The organism is Mucilaginibacter sp. P5_A4 (genome assembly GCF_056400605.1).
The window spans coordinates 97742-120670 of the sequence record NZ_JBFUKX010000011.1; the positions used below are offsets into that span (position 1 = coordinate 97742).

The 22929-nt window shown below is 42.0% G+C and carries 17 protein-coding genes and 1 pseudogene; 7 read left to right on the forward strand and 11 right to left on the reverse strand.

Features of this window, described 5'->3' with window-relative positions; all coding sequences use genetic code 11:
• Positions 1 to 8: 8 nt before the first annotated feature.
• Positions 9 to 326, reverse strand: a complete 318-nt coding sequence (locus tag AC1DQW_RS09430) for a HepT-like ribonuclease domain-containing protein (RefSeq protein ID WP_477453848.1) — start codon at positions 324 to 326, stop codon at positions 9 to 11.
• Positions 327 to 345: 19 nt separating this feature from the next.
• Positions 346 to 639: a nucleotidyltransferase family protein gene (locus AC1DQW_RS09435; RefSeq protein WP_477453849.1), complete on the reverse strand. Its 294-nt coding sequence runs from the start codon at positions 637 to 639 to the stop codon at positions 346 to 348.
• Positions 640 to 772: 133 nt separating this feature from the next.
• Here AC1DQW_RS09435 and AC1DQW_RS09440 point away from each other — a divergent pair, with 133 nt between their 5' ends.
• Positions 773 to 1054 (forward strand): hypothetical protein, encoded by a 282-nt coding sequence (locus AC1DQW_RS09440; RefSeq protein WP_477403665.1) that lies wholly within the window; start codon positions 773 to 775, stop codon positions 1052 to 1054.
• 102 nt (positions 1055 to 1156) lie between these two features.
• On the opposite strand, the gene AC1DQW_RS09445 is transcribed toward AC1DQW_RS09440, so the two are convergent.
• Positions 1157 to 2686 carry a serine hydrolase gene (locus AC1DQW_RS09445; protein WP_477453850.1) on the reverse strand — a complete coding sequence of 510 codons (1530 nt, stop codon included), beginning with the start codon at positions 2684 to 2686 and terminating at the stop codon, positions 1157 to 1159.
• Between the two features lie 105 nt (positions 2687 to 2791).
• Between AC1DQW_RS09445 and AC1DQW_RS09450 the strand changes: the two genes are divergently transcribed.
• Complete coding sequence (locus tag AC1DQW_RS09450) at positions 2792 to 4975, forward strand: S9 family peptidase (protein ID WP_477453851.1); 2184 nt, start codon at positions 2792 to 2794, stop codon at positions 4973 to 4975.
• A gap of 491 nt (positions 4976 to 5466) precedes the next feature.
• Here AC1DQW_RS09450 and AC1DQW_RS09455 read toward each other — a convergent pair whose 3' ends face one another.
• The 3 genes from AC1DQW_RS09455 to mutY all read right to left on the reverse strand — a co-directional run bounded on the left by AC1DQW_RS09455 (position 5467) and on the right by mutY (position 8587).
• Positions 5467 to 6957: a serine hydrolase gene (locus AC1DQW_RS09455; protein ID WP_477453852.1), complete on the reverse strand. Its 1491-nt coding sequence runs from the start codon at positions 6955 to 6957 to the stop codon at positions 5467 to 5469.
• Between the two features lie 140 nt (positions 6958 to 7097).
• Positions 7098 to 7517 (reverse strand): single-stranded DNA-binding protein, encoded by a 420-nt coding sequence (locus tag AC1DQW_RS09460; RefSeq protein WP_477453853.1) that lies wholly within the window; start codon positions 7515 to 7517, stop codon positions 7098 to 7100.
• A 23-nt stretch (positions 7518 to 7540) separates the two neighbouring features.
• Entirely contained in the window at positions 7541 to 8587 is a 1047-nt protein-coding gene (gene mutY / locus AC1DQW_RS09465) for an A/G-specific adenine glycosylase (RefSeq protein ID WP_477453854.1), read from the reverse strand.
• Positions 8588 to 8994: 407 nt separating this feature from the next.
• Between mutY and AC1DQW_RS09470 the strand changes: the two are divergent.
• From AC1DQW_RS09470 to AC1DQW_RS09485, 4 genes and pseudogenes are all read left to right on the forward strand, one after another.
• A pseudogene (locus tag AC1DQW_RS09470) lies at positions 8995 to 9321 on the forward strand (HU family DNA-binding protein); the annotation flags it as partial.
• An 8-nt stretch (positions 9322 to 9329) separates the two neighbouring features.
• The gene (locus AC1DQW_RS09475) at positions 9330 to 10172 is read left to right on the forward strand and encodes a tetratricopeptide repeat protein (RefSeq protein ID WP_477453855.1); all 843 of its coding nucleotides are present in this window, start codon (positions 9330 to 9332) and stop codon (positions 10170 to 10172) included.
• A gap of 231 nt (positions 10173 to 10403) precedes the next feature.
• Entirely contained in the window at positions 10404 to 11954 is a 1551-nt protein-coding gene (locus AC1DQW_RS09480) for an Rne/Rng family ribonuclease (RefSeq protein WP_477453856.1), read from the forward strand.
• A gap of 288 nt (positions 11955 to 12242) precedes the next feature.
• Positions 12243 to 16463 carry a hybrid sensor histidine kinase/response regulator gene (locus AC1DQW_RS09485; RefSeq protein WP_477453857.1) on the forward strand — a complete coding sequence of 1407 codons (4221 nt, stop codon included), beginning with the start codon at positions 12243 to 12245 and terminating at the stop codon, positions 16461 to 16463.
• Between the two features lie 42 nt (positions 16464 to 16505).
• Here the strand turns inward: AC1DQW_RS09485 and AC1DQW_RS09490 are convergent, their stop codons facing one another.
• The 5 genes from AC1DQW_RS09490 to AC1DQW_RS09510 form a co-directional block, all read right to left on the reverse strand.
• Entirely contained in the window at positions 16506 to 16952 is a 447-nt protein-coding gene (locus AC1DQW_RS09490; RefSeq protein WP_477453858.1) for a DinB family protein, read from the reverse strand.
• Between the two features lie 241 nt (positions 16953 to 17193).
• Complete coding sequence (locus AC1DQW_RS09495; protein ID WP_477453859.1) at positions 17194 to 18462, reverse strand: RNA polymerase sigma factor; 1269 nt, start codon at positions 18460 to 18462, stop codon at positions 17194 to 17196.
• Between the two features lie 102 nt (positions 18463 to 18564).
• Positions 18565 to 18903, reverse strand: coding sequence for a YciI family protein (locus tag AC1DQW_RS09500; RefSeq protein ID WP_477453860.1), 339 nt, complete (start codon positions 18901 to 18903; stop codon positions 18565 to 18567).
• Between the two features lie 57 nt (positions 18904 to 18960).
• Positions 18961 to 19431, reverse strand: a complete 471-nt coding sequence (locus AC1DQW_RS09505) for a carboxymuconolactone decarboxylase family protein (protein ID WP_477453861.1) — start codon at positions 19429 to 19431, stop codon at positions 18961 to 18963.
• A 329-nt stretch (positions 19432 to 19760) separates the two neighbouring features.
• Entirely contained in the window at positions 19761 to 20858 is a 1098-nt protein-coding gene (locus AC1DQW_RS09510) for an SGNH/GDSL hydrolase family protein (protein WP_477453862.1), read from the reverse strand.
• A gap of 502 nt (positions 20859 to 21360) precedes the next feature.
• On the opposite strand from AC1DQW_RS09510, the gene radA reads away from it, so the two are divergent.
• On the forward strand, positions 21361 to 22848 hold the full coding sequence (radA, locus tag AC1DQW_RS09515) for a DNA repair protein RadA (protein WP_477403274.1): 1488 nt from the start codon (positions 21361 to 21363) through the stop codon (positions 22846 to 22848).
• The last annotated feature ends 81 nt before the right edge of the window (positions 22849 to 22929 follow it).

Here is a 22929-nt window from a genome sequence, read left to right on the forward strand (position 1 = left end):
CAATATTATTACGAAGGGAAATTTAGCTCGAGGAGTATCTTTTGTTTCAAGATAGGTAAATCATTGATAATCACTTGCCAGATCAGATCGAAGTCGATACCAAAATATTCATGAACAAGCACATGCCTCATTCCAATTATCTGCTGCCATTCCATATCGGTAAATAGTGACTTGGTTTCAGGACTGATGTAATTTGCGGCCTCTCCAATTATTTCGATTTGCTTAATGCATGCGAATCGCATCATGGAATTTGCGAGAAAGGCTTTTATGTCTGTATTTAAAGTGTATACATTAATTTCGTCGATAGCTTTTAGGATATGAAGCAATCTTTGCTAATCACCCGTCTTATCTTTCATAAATTAAGATTTTGTCTTTTTCGATAAACGGAGCAATATATTCAGATACTCCCCTGGATGAGACGAGATCAATCTTTTTATTAAGCCTTTGCTCGATGTCAAATTGCATAGTTACAAAACCAAGTCCGATGTGTTTTGAATAGTCCAGGTCGACCAATATATCTACATCACTTTCCTGGTTAGCTTCGTCACGCGAATAAGAACCAAACAGATAGGCCTTTATCACCGGCTGTCCCGAAAAGTAATCCTTTAACAGGTTTATATCTTTTGTTGAAAGTTGCATCTCATCACAAATATAATAAACACATCACATAACTTTTTGTTAATCACATATAGACGTTATCAATCTACATAAAAACGGCTTTAACAGAATACCGGGCTAATTATGCGTACCTTTAAAGAAATTCTTTAATCTCATGATCCTTTTTTCAAGAAGAAACTTACATTATTCCGATTACAAGTGGACAAGCTATACCACAAACGATCCGCGCGTGAACGGTAAACCGGATGCAACTCCTTTTGCTAAGGATGAGGGTAACGAAATTGTGTACTTAATAAATAAACTAATGATATTATGGGATTACCGTTTTGCTAATACCGGCAATAAAATGGAAAAGCTCATTCACGATAAATTGCCGCCAGAAGTTATTACCCAGGAGGACGTGCAACTATGGCTAAAAGCAAATCTGAAGTTTTAGCGTTGGTTAATTAGGTGAATGGTTGTTAAGTTGGTTTATGCTTCAAATAGCCCACATTTTAACCATTCACTGTTCACCACTCACCACTCACTACTCACCAGCTCACTCCTTTTTAAAATCATAAGGGTTATACTCTACAAAATCGGCTACTTTAACCCTTACCCCTGTTACCTTGCCGTTTTGCACTGTAAACGGGAAAACAGCTTTACCCAAAGTAACATCCGAAAAAGTAACGTAAAAGCGGTTGCCCCCTAATGGCTGCAGTTTGGCGAACATTTTTGGATGGTGTTCAAAACGCATCTCCAGGTCATTGTTTTCGCCCTGCGTAACTGTCATTGTACCATAAAGGCTGTTGGTGTATTTGCCGGTATAATCACCTGCAGATAATGATGGGCGAAGATTTAACAATACCGAATCGCGTAACTTCTTGTCTGTTGCCTGGGCATTGGCTGCCCTGGTTTTAAAGTCTCTTAAGTAAGCATCACTATAATTACGGTAACCCTGCCCAAAATAGGCATCAAGAATTTCCCAGCGCAGCGCCTCAAAAAACAGGTTCTGATCGGTATTGGTTAGTATGATGATACCCAAATTATCCTTTGGCGATAGTGTTACCGACGACAGGTAACCGTTTACCCCTCCATCATGCATCACCAGGCGGTGACCCGAGTAGTCCTGGATAAACCAGCCCAAACCATATAGCTCAAAGTTATCTTCGCCATTTAAATGATGAACACTGCTAACAATATCCTGCGGCTGCCTGGTGGCTTGTATCGCCGCCGATGGAATCACCTGCCTGTTGCCAACTTTACCGTCATTCAGCAAAGCCATCACCCATTTGCTCATATCATTTACCGATGAACTGATACCCCCCGCGGGTGCAAGCCCATCTATCTGGCAATAAGGTATGGCAGTAAGGCGGCCATCGGTAAGCGAATGCGGTACAGTGCGATTTAATGATTTGGGCAAATCTGCCGTTAGGGCAAGGGTGTTGCTCATACCCAGCGGGGCAAAAATGTTTTCTTTGAGGTACACTTCCCAGGGTTTGCCGGTTACCTTCGGGATGATTTGCCCGGCGGTTAAAAATGCTGCATTGGTATATCCCCATTTGGTACGAAAGGCATAGGGCGCCTTAATTTGCCCTAATTTTTTAATAACCTCATCGCGGGTAAGGTTAGTGTTGTAAAAAGTAAAATCGCCCTGGAAGGTTCGTAAGCCAAGGCGGTGACACAGCAGATCACGCACTATTGCCTCCTCACCGGCCGGTTTATTATCAAGTTTAAATTCGGGTATATATTTGGTTACCTTATCATCCAATGAAAGCTTGCCATTGGCCTGCAGCATGGCCAGGGCGGTAGCTGTGAAAGCTTTGGTGTTGCTGCCTATCATAAACAGCGTATTTATATCAACATTATTGGGCAGGCCAAGCTCTTTGATGCCATAGCCTTTCATCAATACTATTTTGTTATCCTTAACAATGCAAACCGCAACACCCGGAATACGCCAGTTGGTTAGCGCCCGGCTTACATACAGATCAAGGCTATCCTTAATAAATTTGCTTCTGTTGGCATGTTGTGCCAGGGTAATGTTTATAAACGAAATGCAAAAGATGACAGGTAGAAGTATTTTTTTCATTACACAGTTTTTATACTTTGTTAATGTACTAAATTAACGCAAAATTTACGGCGGCATTGCTTATTCTCAAAATAATGCCGCACACATCATTCAAAGTATAATTATATGAGATTTTACCGTTCAGGATCATTATTCCTGTTGATCGTTTTGTTCGTTTTTAGCAGCAGTTGGGTTAAAGCACAACGCGCGCTTACCCATTGGGCAAACAATGGCTACCAGTATTATAAAATTACAGGCGGCGAAATAGCCGTTTATGATACCCGTGATACCAGTAAAAAATCAGTTTGGATAAGCAGCGCCATGCTTACACCCAACGGAGGCAAGCCAATTGGCATAAAAAGATTTACTGTATCTGATGATGGTAAAAAAGTGCTCATCAACACCAATACAAAAAAAGTATGGCGTTATGATACCCGGGGCGATTACTGGGTTTTTGATACCGGTACACAAAAGCTTTGGCAGCTTGGTAAAAGCCTGCCCGAATCATCGTTGATGTTTGCCAAGCTTTCGCCGGATGGCAGCAAGGCGGCTTATGTAAGCGGGCATAATATTTATGTAGAGGATTTGGCGGCTGGTACTGTTAAACAATTAACAACCGATGGCAGTACCCATGTAATCAATGGTACTTTTGATTGGGCGTATGAAGAAGAATTTGGCTGCCGTGATGGGTTTCGCTGGTCGCCGGATAGCCGCAACATCGCTTACTGGAAAATAGACGCCACCAAAATTAAAAGCTACTTAATGCTGAACACCACAGATTCTATATACCCATTTGTGGTGCCGGTAGAGTACCCTGTTGCGGGCGAAGATCCAAGCTCGGCAAAAATTGGCGTGGTTGATATCAGCACGGCTGCAACCAAATGGATAGATATCCCCGGCGATGCCGTACAGCATTATATCCCCCGTATGGAGTGGAGCATAAACCCGAATGAAATTATCCTGGAGCAGTTGAACCGGGCGCAAACCGAGAGCCGTGTGTTCATCGGCAATGTATCAAACGGAAAAACCCGCATCGTCCGCGAAGAAAAAAGTGATTCATGGATTGATGGCAAGGAACGCTGGAACAATGGCGACCCGATTGGCTGGGAGTGGATAAACAAAGGGAAAGACTTTTTGTGGGTGAGCGAAAAAGACGGCTGGAAACATATTTACCGTGTTAGCCGCGAAGGCAAAGAAACCCTGATCACCAAAGGCGATTATGATGTAATAACCGTGAGTTTGATTGATGAGGCCGGAGGCTATATCTATTTTATGGCTTCGCCGGATAATGCTACCCAAAAATATTTATACCGCATAAAAATAGCCGGCGGCAAAGCTGAGCGCGTTTCGCCTGCCGATGAACCGGGAACGCATGGTTATGATATTTCGCCAAACGGAAAGGTTGCTTTGCACAATTTTAGTAACAGCTATACCCAGCCGGTTAGCGAGGTGGTAAGCCTGCCCAACCATAAACATATTGGCGGCAATGTTATTGTGCTAAACAAAGATGCCAAAAACAAGCCCGAATTTTTCAAAGTAAAAACGGCTGATGGCATCGAGATGGATGGCTGGATGATGAAACCAACCAATTTTGATCCTAATAAAAAATACCCGGTTGTATTTACCGTTTATGGCGAGCCTGCCGGGCAAACCGTTACCGATACCTGGGGTGCGGGCCGCAATGGCTTATACGTGGGCAGCATGGCCGATGACGGGTACATCTACATGTCAGTTGAGGGGCGTGGTGCACCTGCTCCAAAGGGCACGGCATGGCGCAAGGCGATTTACAAAAACATCGGCATCATCAACATTCGCGACCAGGCAATGGCTGCCAAAGAGATCCTGAAATGGCCTTTTGTTGATTCAACCCGTATAGCAGTACATGGCTGGAGCGGCGGCGGATCATCAACCCTTAACCTGATGTTCCAGTTTCCGGAAATTTACAAAACAGGGATAGCTGTTGCGGCTGTAGGCGACCAGTTAACTTATGATAATATTTACCAGGAGCGCTACATGGGTGTGCCGGTTAACGACGAAGGCCGTGCCGCGTTTATTAAAGGTTCGCCGGTTACGTATGCTAAAAACCTGCGTGGCAACCTGCTGTACATTCATGGTACGGGCGATGATAACGTGCACTACAAAAATGCCGAAGAGCTGATAAACGAGCTGGTAAAATACAACCGCCAGTTTGAGCTGATGGCATACCCCAACCGTACGCATGGTATTTTTGAAGGACCGGGCACAACGTTGCACCTGCGTACCATGTTCACCAAATATTTAAAAGAGCATTGCCCTCCGGGAGGAAGATAGACCGTTGGGTTTAAAAAAAAAGGGGCTGTCACGTAGGTTGTGAACAGCCTCTTTTTTTTGCCATTTATCGGGGAAGGAGGGATGGTGAAGAACGTTTTTATATAGGAAATTCTCTGAATCCCAATTTACTTTTGATACGGCTTCATTTCTGCAGGTATTTAGTTAAATATAGACGAGTCCGTCTCCAGGTGTGCAAAAGCTTTGCAGATAGTAGCGTTGTGTATAGGTTTGTTGGCAGATATAGCATGTAATATTCAATATGTTGAGCTCCTCCGGAGCTCTAAAATCAAATTTGTTTGTTTTTCTACAAAGCTTTTGCTCCGCTGGAGCAGAAAAGCATGCTTAAAAGCTGTAATAGCGGCCTCTGTTGGAAAGCTATTGTTAGCATTCATCGTAAGTTACTTCCATTAAGCAAATCTTGCAAGATTTACAAATGTTTACTGTTGACTTTGCCCTCGAAGAATACAATTTATGAAATAAATAGGCTTACCCTACTGCCGGGCAAATGTCAATCCATCCACCGTAACTGTACTTATTTTACCAAGCTCATCAATGCTGAAACTGGCGGTAACCTTACCATACTCCTTACGCGCATACGGCCCCCTAAAGGTGTCATAATTCCAGCAGGTGGCCTGGGCGGTAAGGAATTGATTTATATTAAACGATAATACTTCGCCGGCTACAGTGATAACTACCGAACCATAAAGCGGATCGGAATAGGTGCCCGCATAAGCTTTAATATCCAGCGTTGGATGTGTCCCCATCACCCTTTTTGCTTCGTAATCTTTTTCGGCCTTTTCACCCTTGGCCCTGATGTCGGTATACAGGGTTTGAAATTCCCTGCTCCAATCACGGTTGCCGCCCAATGAAAAATAATCAAATGTTTTAAACATCAGCGCGTGGCGAAGCTCGGCATGATCCAGGTTGGCCAGTATATATACGCCTATCTTCTTATCTACTATCATCCCATTGATAGCTATCAGCCCGGTAAGGCTTCCGGTATGAAAATCTATCTTCTGTCCCTGGTAATCCTGCTGGAACCAGCCCATGCCGTATGTTACCCAATGTGGTTTGGTAATGCGCGCGGTGGGATAAAAGTCACCTTCGGATACAAATGCCTGTGGCTTAAGCAGCATAGCCCAGCTTTCGGGCTTCAGCAGGCGCTGATTTCCATATTTGCTGCTATCCAGCATGCAATTTACCCATTTGGCCATATCATCCACGCATGACCATACGCCCCCTGCCGGGGCAATTGCGTTGTTAGTGTCTTTTTCCACTACAATAATGGCGCTATCAATCTTAACATGCGTGGAAGTTTGGTTTGGTATGCCCTTAGATTTTGCAAAAGTAGGCACCGTACGGGTCATTTTTAGTGGCGTAAAGATCCTTTTCTGTATAAAAGTTTCCCATGGCATGCCACTGGCTTTTTCAATTACCTTGCCCGCGGCCAGGTAAAATATATTCTGATAAACAAAGCCTGCCCTAAAACCGTACTGGGGCTTCACCAGCCGCATACGGTGCAAAACTTCGTCAGATGATATATCCATGATTCCCCATAAATAATCGGTATTACCTACACCGCTGTCATGCAAAAACAGGTCGCGAACGGTGAGCTCACGGGTAACATAAGGATCATAAAGCCGAAAATCGGGCAGGTAATCAATAACCTTATCATCCCAGTGCAGCTTGCCCTCATCAACCAGTATTGCAGCGCAGGCAGCTGTCATGGCCTTTGTTGTGGATGCAATGCCAAAAATGGTTTGTGTATCAACCTTGCCGGGCTTGTTCAGCTCGCGCACACCATAACCTTTGGCAAATATTACATGCCCATCTTTTACCACTGCAATGGCCAGGCCGGGTACATGCCAATCGGTAACGGCCTGTTGTACATAATTGTCAAACGCTTTAATATCGGGAGTAGTTTGCGCCAGTGATATGGCTGGGAGCAGGCATGCAAAGAGAAAGCCATTTAAAAATTTCATGGTATTATGGTAAGGTTTTAAGCCATGAATATAGACATAAAATATAATTCGCATCCAAATTTCATATGCAAGTAAGGCGCAAAAAAATACCCCTTGCAAGCGCAAGGAGTATTCATTTATAATTGGTTAAAAAACTATGATTAATAACTGGTGGTTGCGTCTTCCCCATTTTCCGTATAATTGAAGGCTTCGCTTGCTTTTGCAGATTTAACCAGGTCGGTATCAAAATCGCTTTTGCGGCCAAGTATAGTGAAGTTTTCGGCAACTACCTCGGTGGTGTATTTCTTAACGCCATCCCTATCCTCGAACGACCGGGTTCGCAGCTTACCTTCAATATAAACCAGTTTTCCCTTTTGTAAAAATTTGGCAGCCACATCTGCAAGGCCACGCCACATTACAATATTATGCCATTCGGTTTGTTCAATTTTGCGGCCATCCTTATTGAAACTTTCAGAAGTAGCTAAAGGAAAGCTGGTTACAGACACGCCTCCATCTAAAATTCGCAACTCCGGATCCTTGCCTAAATGGCCAACAAGGATAACTTTATTTATTCCTGACATGCCCTAAATTAACGAAAATTAATCTACAAATTAAAAATGTTTTTTAATAATATAAAAATAATTTGTGGAAGTGCCAGTTCAGGCAAATTTTCAACTGATACGTAAATCCAGTTTGTTTCGGTTTTTAAAGGTTTTTTATCCGTTTTAATCATCCGTACAAATAATCGCTGATGGGTAAGGATGTGTTTTAATACTGATGTGTCTTCTACAATGTTTATGTCGTCACCAAAAATCGCAAGGGCTTCGGGTAATTTAACCAGTTCATCTGCGGGTAGTAAAGATGCGGTTTCAACCATCGGTAAATCGTACATATTGGCCCATATGTCTTTATCGCCTCTTTTATTCATTAAAATGCTGTTGCCATCGGTAATTAAAAAGTAGTTAAAAAAACGTTCTCTAACTTTTACCGTTTTCAATTTTACGGGTAAACTGGCCGTTGCATTGCTGGTAAAAGCAACGCAACCGGTACGTACCGGGCAAATACCGCAGGCCGGATTTTTAGGCTTGCAAAGCATCGCCCCAAACTCCATCATGGCCTGGTTATGCAGCCCGGGGTTTTTAGTATTAAGCAAATCATTTGCTATGTTCTGGAATATTTTTTTGCCGGTGGTTGAATTGATAGCATCATAGATTCCAAAATAGCGGGCCAGTACCCGGTAAACGTTTCCATCAACAACAGCTTTGGCCTGGTTTGATGAAAAGGAAGCAATTGCCGCGGCAGTATATTCGCCAATACCCTTCAGTTTAATAAGTTCATCATAGCTTTGCGGGAATACCCCCTTATGCGCCTCCTGCACCAGTCGGGCCGTTTTAAGCATATTGCGCCCCCGTGAATAATAACCAAGACCCTGCCATAATTTAAGCACTTCATCCTCATGGGCGGTGGCAAAATGGCTTACAGTAGGATATTTTTCGATAAAACGGTTAAAATAAGGCATACCCTGCTCAACACGCGTTTGCTGTAAAATAATTTCAGAAAGCCAAATTGTATAGGCATCGGTGGTGTTTCGCCAGGGCAAATTGCGCTTATTTTTAAGGTACCATTGCACCAGTTCGTCGGTAAAGTTCATTGGGGTAAAAGTAATGGTTTAGGTTATAGGTTAAAGGTAAAAGGCGAAAGGTATTTCGATGCAGATGGCATTTTAAAAAAATAGGTTTCCCTGATTAGTAGTTTTCAACAGCCTAAAAATTAGGTTAAAGGCAAAAGGTTGCTTCATCAGATTGAAAGAGGTAGCTTTGGTAAAGGGTAAAAAGCGAGAGTTTTAATAGTATTTGCACCCTTTCTTTTGCCTTTCGCCTTTTACCTTTCGCCTTTCACCTCCCATCCCTTATTCCGCCTTCCTAATTAGTTGTAAATAGGTGCTTTACCCTATACTTTGTAACAGGAATGTACGTTTTTAGTACTGGGTAAAAAAAATATGTTAAATATTTCGCTCTTAAATTTTAAAGCGATACTTTTGCAACCCCAAAACAGTTAAGTATTTATATAAAAAATAAAAGTAAATCAGATATGACTAAGGCAGAAATTATAACTGAAATCTCATCTAAGACAGGTATTGAGAAAGTAGACGTGCAGGAAACTGTTGAGGCATTTTTTAAAGTTGTTAAAAGCTCAATGGTTGGTGGCGAAAATGTTTACGTCAGAGGATTCGGTAGTTTTGTAGTGAAAAAAAGAGCAAAAAAGACTGCTCGTAACATCTCAAAAAACACTGCCATCATTATTCCGGAGCATTTTGTGCCAAGCTTTAAACCAGCAAAAACTTTTGTTGAGAAAGTAAAAACAGGCAACAAAGCCAGCAAATAATTTAAGATATGTATAAAAAACAAATAGCCGTTAGTGTAGCAATAGTTATTGTTATGGGCTATTTGTATTATTTACCTGTTAAAGGTTTAATAAAACCCAAAGAGGCCAAAAGCGATAAAACAAACGTACTTACCAGCCGCAAGGCCACCACAGTAACGGTTGATATGGTATCAGAACCGGCCAAAACCGCGATTGGGGCGGGTTTGGCAGCCAAGATAAACGACCTTGAAGGGCAATTGAAAAACGCATCGGGCACTGATGCCAATAAGTTGCAACAGCAACTGGCAAAACAGTGGGATGATGATAACCAGCCTGCACCAGCAGCATTTTACTACCAGGCATTGGCCCGTAAGCAAAATAAAGCCGAAGATTGGTTAAATGCAGGTAATCGTTTTAACGATGCATACAAACTTACCCAGGATACTTTATTGCAGCCCGCTTTTGTAAGTAACGCTGCAGAGGCTTTTCAAAACGCCTTAAAGTTACAACCTGAAAGCCTTGCAGGCAAAACAGGATTAGGCATAGCATATGTAAATGGCGCTGCCAGCCCTATGCAAGGTATAGCCTTATTGCTTGAAGTAGTAAAAAAAGACCCGAAGAACTGGAACGCAAACCTCAATTTAGGGATGTTTGCCATGAAATCGGGCCAGTACGAAAAAGCGGTTACAAGGTTTAAAACATTACTTGCCCAAAAAACTGAACTGGAGCCAACATTTTACCTGGCCGAAAGTTACAAACAACTGGGCATGAAAAAGGAAGCTATTGACGCTTACCAAAAATGCAAAGAAATGATGCCCGACCCTGTGTTTGGGCAACGTATTGATGAATACATAAAAGAATTAAAGAATTAATCACATTTAAAAATTATTACTATGCCGAGCGGTAAAAAACGTAAAAGACACAAAATGGCTACCCACAAACGTAAAAAACGTTTAAGAAAAAACAGACATAAAAAGAAATAAGCTGCTATATGTTAGCAGATTTTACCCGCCTTTATTAAAGGTGGGTAACTTTTTATTACGAGTGTTTTTTACCCACTTATTTACATACGGTTTTTGCCGTTTTAAGAAATGGAGTAGCAGTTGATAAAAGAATTAATTATCGATTCATCCCCCAATGGGGCTACCATTGCATTATTACAGGACAAACAACTTGTAGAACTTCACAAAGAACAAACCAGCAATAATTATACTGTTGGAGACATTTACCTTGGGCGTATAAAGAAAATTATGCCCAGTTTAAATGCCGCCTTTGTGGATGTAGGCTACGAGAAGGATGCCTTTTTGCATTACCTTGATCTTGGTCCGCAGGTGCAGAGCCTGCTGAAGCTGACCAAACAGGTACGTAGCGGGGGATATCAGTCAAAGCTTTTGGATGGCTTTAAGCTGGAAGCCGATATCAATAAAGGAGGCAAGATCTCTGATATATTGACAAAGGGCCAGCTTATACCGGTACAAATAGCCAAAGAACCAATATCAACCAAAGGACCGCGTTTAAGTTCTGATCTTTCTATCGCAGGGCGATATGTAGTACTGGTCCCGTTTTCGGAAGCCATCTCTATCTCCAAAAAAATAAAAAGCAATACAGAGCGTAACCGCCTGCGTAAGGTTGTTGAAAGTATTAAGCCAAAGCATTTTGGTGTAATTATCCGTACGGTATCTGAAGGTAAAGGCGTTGAGGAATTACAGAAGGATTTGCTTGATCTGATATCAAAGTGGGAATCATTTATAACCAGGTTGCCGTCAACCGAACCGGCTAAAAAGGTTCTGGGCGAAATCGGGCGTACATCAACTATCCTCAGGGATATATTGAACCCCGATTTTCAGCATATCTATGTAAATGATAATGGCATGTTCGAAGAAATTCGGTCATACATCCATGAGATCTCGCCCGACATGGAAAGTATAGTGCGCATGCATAAGCATAAAGAGCCTATATTTGAACATTTTGGCATTGATAAACAGATTAAAGGAGCCTTTGGCAAAACCGTAAACCTTGCCGGCGGCGCTTACCTGGTTATTGAACATACCGAAGCTTTGCACGTTATTGACGTAAACAGCGGTAACCGTACAGCCAGTAAAGAAAACCAGGAAGAGAACGCATACCAGGTAAACAAAGAAGCGGCTAAAGAAATTGCCCGCCAGTTACGTTTGCGCGATATGGGCGGCATTGTTGTTATCGATTTTATTGATATGCACAAACCGCAAAACCGCAAAGAACTGTTTGATTTCCTGCGTACCGAAATGACATTGGACAGGGCCAAGCACACCATTTTACCACCAAGTAAATTTGGATTGGTGCAAATTACACGCCAGCGTGTAAGACCCGAAATGAACATTGTAACCAGCGAAGTGTGCCCTACATGTAATGGTACCGGTACCATTAGGCCAACCATTTTGCTGATGGATGACATTGAAAATAACTTCAATTATATATTGGATGAACAAAACGAAAAGGGCATTTCCTTATACGTACACCCATATATTGAAGCCTTTATTAAACAGGGTATTTATACCCGCCAGATGAAGTGGTTTGTGAAATACGGTCAGTGGATTAAGGTTAAAAGTAACCCCGCTTACCAGATCACCGAGTTCCACTTCTTCTCCAGTAAAGACGAAGAGATCAAATTATAGATTTCAAATGTGCAGATATTGGATGTGCAGATGTTGGTGAAACGTCTGCACATTTTTTGTTTGGGGAGATTTGAGGCTGATATAATTTCGCGGAATACTGGTCTAAAAGAACAGTAGTCCTTTGTCTTTTGTCCGATAATCCTTTGTCCAAATAAGATTAAACTGGTCTAAAAGAAAGAAGTCCTTTGTCTTTCGTCCGATAATCCTTTGTCCAACAATCTCTGTCCAAATAAGTTTAAACATTTAACTAAAAAAAACGTATAATGCAGGTGTCGATAATTCTTAATAATGTACAAAAAGCCCCCTTTGTCGTTAATCCTGTTTTTTTTTGTTGTAATATACAGCAAAGTGTCCGGACAGGATATTGGGCAAAAATTAACCAGGTTTAACAGTGCCAACGGTTTATCGCAAAATACCATATTCTATATATTAAAAGATAGCTATGGTTTTATGTGGTTTGGTACCCAGGATGGCCTGAACAAGTTTGATGGCTATAAATTTACCGCATACAAGCATTTATCAAACAACAACAAAAGCTTACCGGCCAATAATGTTTTGGCTATCTGCAATGATAAACGGGGTAACATTTGGGTAGGTACGCGCACGGGTGGTTTGAGCAGGCTGGATCGAGCAACGGATGAGTTTGTAAATTATAAAGCAGATGCCCGAAACCCTAATTCTTTAAGCAGCAATAATATTATATTTCTTTTTAACGATGCTGCTAATAACCTGTGGATAGGTACAGATAATGGTTTAAACCTGTTAATGAACGGAGAAACCCGCTTTAAGCATTTTACTCATGACCCCTATAATAAAAACAGTTTAAGCGGTACTTCGGTGAATACAATTTTTGAAGATAGTTATCACCAGGTGTGGGTAGGGACAGAAAACGGACTTAATTTGCTGAACAAAAATAAAAACGGTTTTAAACGTTTTGTTCACAACGACAATAATAACCAAAGTATTAGCGACAATTTTCTCAACGCAATAGAAGAAGATGAGCATCATAACCTTTGGATAGGCACCAATAAAGGCTTAAACTTATTGCACAGGAGCAACGGAACATTTCGGCGTTTTGCAAATGAAATTGATCGTTTCAGCGCAACCGGCTATAATCCTATTTACTGTTTATCGGGCGATAAGGCCGGGAACCTTTGGGTTGGTACCAATACCACGTTACAGTTGTTTGATGTCAATAAAAAAAGTTTCGTGCCAATAAACAACGGCACAGCCGGGAATGAAGATATGCCTAATGATGGTATTTATTCGATTTTAGCCGATCGGCAGCATATGGTTTGGATAGGCACCTCTAGCGAAGGGATATTAAAGTACAGCAAATACCTAAACGTTTTCCCCTCTTATAAATCGGCGCCAAACAATTCCCCATCTGCAAAAAATATTATCAGGGGCCTGGCCGAAGACGATAAATGCGGTCTTTACCTGGCTACCGATGCCGGTTTGGATTATTTTGACGTTGTTAAAAATACTTCCATCAATTACAGCCATAACGATGCGGTACAAAACAGCGTATTAAGTAATTATATATCGTGCATATTGATAAACCGGGCTAAGGACGCCTTGTGGATAGGCACTTATAATAATGGCGCCGACAGGCTGGATCTGAAGTCGAAACGGTTTACACATTTCATTAAAGGGAATCAAGCAGCAGATATCAACAATAATTCGGTTTATGCATTGCTTGAAGATAAAAAAGGGAATATTTGGATGGGAACATATCAGGGCGGGGCCAATTGTTACGATCCTAAAACTAATACGATAAAAAAATATCTGAATAACCCCCTGGACCCTAATTCTATTGCCGACAATTATGTAAATGCGTTTTATGAAGATCATGATGGTAATATCTGGATGGGGGGCTACTCAAAAGGCATTAGTATTTTCAATCCATCCACAGGTAAATTCAAGAGAATAAATAGCGAAAACAGCGGTCTCACCAGTAATGTGATCAGTTATTTTTACGAAGACAACAAGGACCATATGTGGATAGGGACCCTGGAGGGTGGGCTGAATTGCTATAACTTTAAAACAAAAAAGATAACTGCATATACAGAGGATAATGGCTTAATTAATAACACCATAAATTTTATAGCGGCCGATGCTGCGGGTATTTTATGGCTCACCACATTAAAAGGCATAACCCGTTTTGATCCGGCCAATAAAACCTTCAGAAACTTTGGTGAAAATAATGGCATTAAAAGTCTTGAATTTGGTCTTGCAAGCGGCGTAAAACTGGCAGATGGCAGGATTGCAGTTGGAAGCGTTAATGGGTTTAACATCATTGATCCGGCCAGGTTAAGTTTTAATAATAACCCGCCGGCCGTCCGGTTAACCGGGTTTGATTTATTTAACAAACCGGTAAGCGTACAAGCGACAAACTCGCCGTTAAAACAAAGCATTTTATCGGCAAAGCAAATAGTATTGCAGTATTGGCAGTCGGTATTTACTTTTGAGTTTGCAGCATTGGATTATGTTGCACCCCATGAAAACAAGTATGCCTATAAACTGGAAGGTTTTGACCCCGAATGGAGGTATATTGAAAATAAACATACCGTAACTTACACCAACCTTGATGCCGGAACATATACTTTTTGGGTAAAAGCGGCCAACAACGATGGCGTGTGGAATAATAAGCCAACATCAATAAAAGTTATTATAATTCCTCCATTTTGGGAAACGTGGTGGTTTCGTACATTAGTCGCCATTTTTGTTTTAGGCGGTTCGTATGCAGTTTACCGGTTAAGGGTAAGTTTTTTTAAAAGACAAAAGCACGAGCTTGAGAAACAAGTTTATGAGCGTACCGGCCAGATAAGCAGGCAGGCCAATGATCTGCAAACCCTTAACGAAGAATTACAGGTACAGGCAGAAGAATACCAGGCCCAGTCAGAAGAGTTAGCAGAGCAGAAGGAAAAGGAGCACCAGGCCCGTGAAGAAGCCGAAAAAGCTAATTTAGCCAAAAGCACTTTCCTGGCTACCATGAGCCATGAAATACGCACACCAATGAATGGCGTATTGGGTATGGCATCTTTGTTATCCGATACTGAATTGGATGGTGAGCAAAGAGAATATACGGATGCCATACTCACCAGCGGCGAATCATTATTAACCGTTATTAATGATATTCTTGATTTCTCCAAGATCGAATCGGGCAACCTTGAGCTCGATCCGGCAGATGTAGACCTGAGAAAATGTATAGAAGATGTTTTTGATCTTTTTGCTTCAAAATCTGCAAAAGCCGGAATCGACCTTGTTTACCATATCGAGGATAATGTTCCTGCTCATATCTTTGCCGATGGATCGCGGTTGCGCCAGATTCTTGTTAACCTGGTTGGTAATGCTACCAAATTTACCCACAAAGGCGAAGTGTTTGTATATGTAACATCCGCTGCATTAGCAACCGGCGAGCTGCAATTAATCTTCCGGGTAAGAGATACCGGTATAGGTATTGCCGAAGATCAGATTGATAATTTATTTAAAGCATTTAACCAGGTTGATTCATCCATAACCCGCAAATATGGTGGCAGCGGGCTTGGCCTGGTTATTAGCGAGCGCCTGATTAAATTAATGGGGGGTACTATCGGGGTACAAAGTAAACGGGGAATAGGCAGCACCTTTACTTTTAACATTAAGTGCAAAAAAGGAGCAGTGTTAGAACAGGTAAACCAATTACCGGCTAATGGAATAGGTGATGGAAAAAAAGTATTGGTTATTGATGATAACCCAACCAACTTAAGGATCCTCAAAATTCAACTCGAAAAATGGAATATTAATACAATTGCCGTAACCTCAGGAGAAGCAGCCTTAAAAATATTATCAACCGAAAACAATATAGATCTCATTATTACAGATATGCAAATGCCGGATATGGACGGCGTAACCCTGGGTAAAAAGATAAGGGCCCTGCCTAATTCAAGCCCGATTATATTACTAAGCTCGGTTGGTAATGAAAGTAAAAAAAAGCACGCCCATTTGTTTAGTTCGGTGCTTACCAAGCCTGTTAAGCAGCAATACTTTTATAATATAATTGAGGCCGAATTAAAAAAAGAAATTTTGCCGGGAGTTGAAAAGAAAAAAACATTGTTATCCGAAACCTTTGCGTTAACATATCCTTTTGAAATGTTAATTGCCGAAGATAATTTAATGAACCAGAAGCTTATCACCAGGGTTTTAAACAAACTGGGATACCAGCCCGATCTTGCAAATGATGGCAAGGAGGTAATGGATATGATGAGCAGCAAAAAATATGAATTGATTTTAATGGATATCCAAATGCCAAATATTGACGGATTGGAAGCAACGCGGCTGATCAGGAAGATATACGGGGCCAAACCAATGATCCTGGCCATGACGGCCAATGCACTTACCGAAGATAAAGACTATTGTTTTAAGGCAGGCATGAATGGCTATCTGTCGAAACCATTAGACCTTGAACGGTTATTGTTATCGCTGGCCGAGATGTACAATAAAAACAAAAACATTAAAGAAGAATAATAAGTATAAACGGGCAGTAAGTTTTTTATAAAACGCCATAACCTAACCGCCAAATTGTCTTAAATGATGATCGGTATGCTTATAAACTAAATACCCAACCTGCTCTTTAGTGAGTTTACCAAAAAAAGAGTGAATAACTTCATTGTTTGAAAGATGAGCGTATTCTTCCAGCAGGGCCATCCATTTCTTCCTTTCAGCTGTTACATTGCCACTGGGCTCTTTTACCTTAAGTTGTACAAGGGTAGGTAGATTTCGCTTTATCGGCGTTTCATCTTTTACAAAATCCGGCAAAGCCATTCTACCAAACAAACGGCCCAAAAACGCCCGTTCATATTTTTGTTTACCTAACATCATTTCTTCCCACAGGGTACAATGTTTCAGCATCTGGTAAACATTCATTTTGCCCCATTGAGCCGTGCTGGTTTCGTTAAGCGCACTGATCCTGTTAATCAATTCCTCCCTGGTTGTTTGGTCAAATATGGTTTTCATTTGGCTTAAATAATAAAAATTTAGGTCAATTAATGTTGCTTCCGTTGTTAATCAAAATTAACTGTTAAACACTAATAAAGATAGCTTAAGCCATGACAAATGCAGGGGTTAAATGCGACAAAGATCGAATTAAAAAGCGCCAGGCAACTCTTTATTGCAAGCCTTTGTGTTGTGGGATAATGCAATGGCTAAATCTCAATACCCCCTAACCCTATGGCAATAACATCGGTAGGGCATTAAATTAAAAGATCATTAATGTATCAATTTTCTTTTGGATGCTTTGTTTCTCGGTATGCGTTTTGGCTAAGGCAAAAGCTTTTTGAAAATGAAGCTTCGCTGTTTCATGATCAACGTTGCTGTAAAGCTCGCCAAGTAGTACAAAGTAAAAATGATTGCTTTCCAGCTTTAGCTTTTCGGCCTCGGCTAATGCAGCCTGCCAGCCATTGGCCTTGTATAGGGCAAAAGTACGGTTAAGCGCAACCCCTGGCGAATAGTTAACCAGCAACAACTGGTTATACAGTTGTAAAATATCTTCCCATTTTTCTTCAGTATCTTCTTTTATGCAATGCCAGGAAGCAATTTTTGCTTCTAAATGGTACGAGCTCAATTCGTTTCCCTGAGCCGAAAGGTCTAAAAAATGCCTTCCCTGGTTAACCAGGGCTGCATCCCATAAATCTTCATTTTGCTGCTCATATAAAACAAAATCATCACCATCAGTTTGCCTGGCGCCAAAACGCGAGGCATGAAAACACATGAGCGCCAGCAGGGCATTTGTTTTGGGGATGTTGGTGCCTTTATATTCGGTAAGCATTATAGCCAGGCGCAAGGCTTCAAAACACAAGTCTTTTCGCAAAATCTGGTTTTGGGTTTTGGAATAATAGCCCTCGCTGAAAAGCAGGTAAATAATATGCAATACATTATTAAGCCGGTTGGGTATTTCATGTTCTGGTGGCAGCTCCATGGTTACTTTTTCGACCCTTAGTTTTTCTTTTGCACGGTATAGCCTTTTGTTGATGGTTTCTTTATTTGTTAAAAACGCCTCGGCTATTTCATCAATACCAAAACCGCAAAGTATGCGCAGCGCAAGTCCAATTTGCGCCTCGCTGGCAATTGCCGGGGTGCATATGGCAAAAAGCATCTGCAATTGACTATCCCTGATATTCTGCATCGAAAAATTTAAATCAGCAATCTCCACATCTTTGTCCTGCCGTATTTCCAGTTCGGGGATCACTTTATTTTCAAAGATCTTGCTCCGTCTAAAATGATACAGCGTTTTTTGCTTGGCTACCGTATAAAGCCACGCGGTTGGGTTTTTAGGCACACCCTTAACTCCCCAGGTTTCGGTTGCTGATAAAAAGGTTTCGCTTACAATATCTTCTGCTATTTCGATATGCTGCAAGCCGAAAACTTTGCTGATAACAGCAACCATTTTTGAAAATTCCTGCTGGAATAAATGTTTTAAATCGCCGTGTTCCATTTTATCCTTTAACTTAGGTATATCCAGCTTCAATGACGTGCTTATTTAATAGCGAAAAGACTTACGAAGTTTGAAAAACTTCGTAAGTCTGACCCTAACGAGAACAATATTTGCCTTATAACAAGGTCTCAAAACCTATCCAAAAACAGGCCTTATCTCCACACTGCCTCCGGCATCCAGCGCCGGGCAGCCGTGGGCCAGTGTTGTAGCATCTTCCAAACTATCGGCTTTAACCACAACAAAGCTGCCCAGCATCTCCCTGATTTCAACAAAAGGACCATCAGTTACAACGCCACYGGCTTTAAGCACTTTGCCATCTATAGCAAGGCGAATGCCATTGTTGGCTAATTTCCCCTGTGCTGCTATACCTCCAACCCAGTCGGCCCATTTTTTACCAATGCGCTGCATCTCTTCGGGTGATGCTTTGCTGTAATCATAGTTGGGTTGCCTGAATAATAATGCGAAATCTTTCATTTTTATATTTGTTAATGGATGTATGATTTATCCTGGTTTTGTGTCACAAATTAATTATTAATGAGCATATGCGCCAACTTTGTACGTTCCAACTGCCGCTGGGTTGGGGAAAGCCAGGTTAATGCGGTTGTAGCTGTTAATGGTGATAACCGCCATAGTAAGGTCAATCAATTCTTCTTCGGTAAATTGTTCCCGCGCTGCGGTATAGATCGCATCAGGTACGGCCCCGCCTGCAATTTTGGTAAGCGCTTCGGCCCAGGCAAGCGCGGCCCGTTCACGGTCGGTATAAAAAGCAGCTTCGCGCCATGCATTTAAAACATACAGGCGTTCTTCGGTTTCGCCATTTGCGCGTAGATCTTTGGAGTGCATATCAAGGCAATACGCGCAGCCGTTAACTTGTGATACCCTGAAATAAATTAAATTTAAAAGTGATTGTTCAACCGGCGATTTTGCCAGGTATGCTCCCAGGCTGTACATGGCTTTCATTGCACCCTGGCCTTTTTCAAAAACATTAATTCGTTGTTCCATTTTGTTTTTAATTATTGATTTATACCCCAATAATGACTGAGCATATGCTAATTGGACATGCCCGGAAAAATATTTTTATTTTTTTTATTAAACCTGGTCACATCCATCTTGTTTTTCATTGCCTGTACGAAATGAAAGCCACCAGCAGGATGATACCCAGTGTAATAAGGCACCAAGCTATCACTGGCGGGGAAATGATGTCGCTAAAAGGGCTCTCAAGCTGAAAGATAAAATTTCGCGAAATTCTGAACGGGAAATAATGTTTTGAAAGGTTTGTCCTGAGAAACGAAGGATTTATTTGATAGTTCCCCTAAAGGGAGCAGAGGAGGCTAATCTTTCAACAACCCGCCAAAAAACGGCTTAAGTTCTTCAGCCAGTACCTGGTGATCGGCCACGCTTGGGTGACCCGAACAACCATGCGCCTCCATTGGTTTAAAAAAGAACGTGGCCACCGGTTTATCATGAGGATAAATGGTATCGATTTGTTTTTTTACATTAACCAGGCATCGTTGTAAAATATCGGCTGATGTATCTTTTATCATTGGGCTGCTAAGCAACGCTATTTGAGCCTTAGGATATTTGGATTTTACCAGCTGCACAAATTTTACGTAATCGGTAACAAACCGCAGTGTATCAAAAGCTGCCCGGGGGGTGCCATCGCCTTTACTCATATCATTTGTTCCTAAAGCAATGCTCACAATTTTAGGACAATAAGTACTAAAATCCCATTTTTGCGGATTGTTCACCTGGAAATCAACATTTTCATATACCTGCGGCATCGAAGGGTTATCCCTGTTCCATGTACGGTAAATACCGATGCCGCTTACGCTTGATAAAATAAAATTGGCCTTTAGCTCCCGGCTTACCCTTGGCCCGTAAGCCATGTACGCGTTATGATGATCATGATATTCACCAGTTCCGCAAGGTATCTCCGAGTCGTCGGCTGCAGCGCCGCAGGTAATGCTATTGCCAATAAATTCAATTAAAGGCAGCTTTGGTATTTTCAAATTTTTAATGCCGGGTGCGGCTATTTTTGAGATAATTACGGCACCTGTGTGTGCTTCTGTAGCCTTATAAATCCATACCGTATGTTTGCCGGGGCTGTTGGCTTTTATAATAACAGGCCCAGCAGAGCCCCCTTCCACCCTTATCCGTTTTTGATATACGCCGTCCATCTCATACTGAAGATAGTTGTGTTGGTTGGCTGTGGCAATGGTTACATATACTGCACAGGCAGTGCCGGTAAAGCTAAAGCCAAAATGCGCGGCAGAAGTAATTAATTCTAAATTATGCCGGCTGTTGATGATCGTCCGTCCAACCGGTTTTAAATTTTCAGCAAATATGGTATCCGCGCCTTTGATGCTGCCATAAGCCTGCCCCGAACCTGATACAAATAAAATAAATGCTATAACTAATCTGCCTTTCATAAACGTAACGTTGCGAGCGCCAATATTGGCTATGTTTTGATAGAATCCAAATTTGTTCAATTAATAAGTATAAAATGCTATAAAAATATTATGCCGCAAATTGCGCGAAGGGTCTGAGAAGCTGTTTGCTACACATATACTCATAAGAAGCGAATGGTCATATTTATACATAGCAATCGCTTTTAAAATATCTGCATGGCAAATTTTGGCTGAAGCCGCTTTTTATTCCTTCGCTACCGTCCCATAAATGGGACGGCAATGAACTTTTAGCTACCTTAAACGGGATCAGTTCTTAAATCATTGCCGTTGGGCTTCAGCCAACGGTTAAATTGACAGAAATGAGTTAGGGCTTTAGCCAAAATATTATCGATACTTAAAAGCGATTTTCCTGTATTTTACTAATTAAATTAGCAAGATATAAACTTTATCTGCATATTTGTGGATATGACCCAAACATGCATCATCTGCACATCCAAAATCTGTAATCTGCACATCCGAAAACATGGCTAAAACTAAATTCGCATATTTCTGCCAAAGCTGCGGCTTCGAATCGGCCAAGTGGCTGGGTAAATGCCCCTCATGCCAGCAGTGGAACACCTTTGTGGAGGAGATTATAGACAAAGGCAATACCAGCAATGCCGTACCTACCTGGAAGGTTACCTCAAATACCCAGCAAAGAGCCAACAAACCTGTGCAGGTTGCTGATATCACCTTCAGCGAGGAACACCGCATGCTTACCCCCGATAAGGAGTTTAACCGCGTTTTGGGAGGCGGCATAGTGGCAGGATCATTAGTACTGATTGGGGGTGAGCCTGGCATAGGCAAATCAACCCTGATGCTGCAGCTGGCCCTCAACATGCCTAACCTGAAAGTGCTGTATGTATCGGGCGAGGAAAGCGAAAGACAGATTAAGATGCGAGCGGAGCGCCTGGTGCCGGAGGCGTTAAATCCTAAATCCCAAACGCTAAACTCTAAATCAAAAATTGAGAATAATTCCGAAATCCCAAATCCCAAATCCGATATTGGCAACTCCTGCTACGTGCTTTGTGAAACATCAACCCAAAACATATTTAAGCAGATAGAGTCGTTGGAGCCCGACCTGGTAGTGATCGACTCCATCCAGACCCTGCATTCATCACACATTGAATCAACACCGGGGAGTGTATCGCAGGTACGGGAATGCACTGCCGAAATGCTTCGCTTTGCTAAAGAAACCTCCACCCCGGTGTTCCTGATAGGCCACATTACTAAAGATGGCATGATAGCAGGTCCGAAAATACTGGAACACATGGTTGATACCGTATTGCAGTTTGAGGGCGACAGGCACCATGTTTACCGTATCCTCCGCACTATAAAAAACCGTTTTGGCTCATCATCCGAGCTCGGGATCTATGAAATGCTTGGCGAGGGACTAAGGGAGGTATCCAATCCCTCCGAAATACTATTATCCCACCGGGATGAGCCATTGAGCGGCATCACCATATCAGCCACTTTGGAGGGCATGCGCCCTATGCTGATAGAGACACAGGCATTGGTAAGTACATCGGCCTATGGAACCCCTCAGCGTACCGCTACGGGCTTTGATACCAAACGGATGAGTATGTTATTGGCCGTGCTGGAAAAACGCTGTGGATTCAGGCTGGCGGCTAAAGATGTGTTCCTGAATATTACAGGGGGTATCAGGGTAGAAGACCCGGCTATCGACCTGGGTTTGGCAGCAGCCATTATATCATCGCATGAGGATATGCCTGTACCGTTTAAAACCTGTTTTGCCGGTGAGATTGGCCTCTCGGGCGAGATCAGGGCGGTTAACCGGGTAGAACAACGTATTGCCGAAGCACAAAAGCTGGGCTTTAACCAGATCTTTATCTCCAAATACAACCTTCCCTCCGGCGGGCAGGATAAAAAACGAATGGATCTATCGCGCTACGATATCGATATCAAGATAGTAAGCAGCATAGAGGAAGTATTTGGCCAGTTGTTTGGGTAGAGGAGCTTAAAGCATAAGGCTAAAAGCTTAAAGCCAGTTAGGTAGTAAAACAAAAGCTCAAGGTTGTCCCTGAGCTTTTGT

Coding starts and splice junctions, on each gene's coding strand:
- AC1DQW_RS09485 (WP_477453857.1), top strand. CDS start 12,243: ATGTACAAAAAGCCCCCTTTGTCGTTAATCCTGTTTTTTTTTGTTGTA.
- AC1DQW_RS09490 (WP_477453858.1), bottom strand. CDS start 16,952: ATGAAAACCATATTTGACCAAACAACCAGGGAGGAATTGATTAACAGG.
- AC1DQW_RS09475 (WP_477453855.1), top strand. CDS start 9,330: ATGTATAAAAAACAAATAGCCGTTAGTGTAGCAATAGTTATTGTTATG.
- AC1DQW_RS09460 (WP_477453853.1), bottom strand. CDS start 7,517: ATGTCAGGAATAAATAAAGTTATCCTTGTTGGCCATTTAGGCAAGGAT.
- AC1DQW_RS09445 (WP_477453850.1), bottom strand. CDS start 2,686: ATGAAAAAAATACTTCTACCTGTCATCTTTTGCATTTCGTTTATAAAC.
- AC1DQW_RS09510 (WP_477453862.1), bottom strand. CDS start 20,858: ATGAAAGGCAGATTAGTTATAGCATTTATTTTATTTGTATCAGGTTCG.
- mutY (WP_477453854.1), bottom strand. CDS start 8,587: ATGAACTTTACCGACGAACTGGTGCAATGGTACCTTAAAAATAAGCGC.
- AC1DQW_RS09440 (WP_477403665.1), top strand. CDS start 773: ATGATCCTTTTTTCAAGAAGAAACTTACATTATTCCGATTACAAGTGG.
- AC1DQW_RS09450 (WP_477453851.1), top strand. CDS start 2,792: ATGAGATTTTACCGTTCAGGATCATTATTCCTGTTGATCGTTTTGTTC.
- AC1DQW_RS09435 (WP_477453849.1), bottom strand. CDS start 639: ATGCAACTTTCAACAAAAGATATAAACCTGTTAAAGGATTACTTTTCG.
- AC1DQW_RS09505 (WP_477453861.1), bottom strand. CDS start 19,431: ATGGAACAACGAATTAATGTTTTTGAAAAAGGCCAGGGTGCAATGAAA.
- AC1DQW_RS09455 (WP_477453852.1), bottom strand. CDS start 6,957: ATGAAATTTTTAAATGGCTTTCTCTTTGCATGCCTGCTCCCAGCCATA.
- radA (WP_477403274.1), top strand. CDS start 21,361: ATGGCTAAAACTAAATTCGCATATTTCTGCCAAAGCTGCGGCTTCGAA.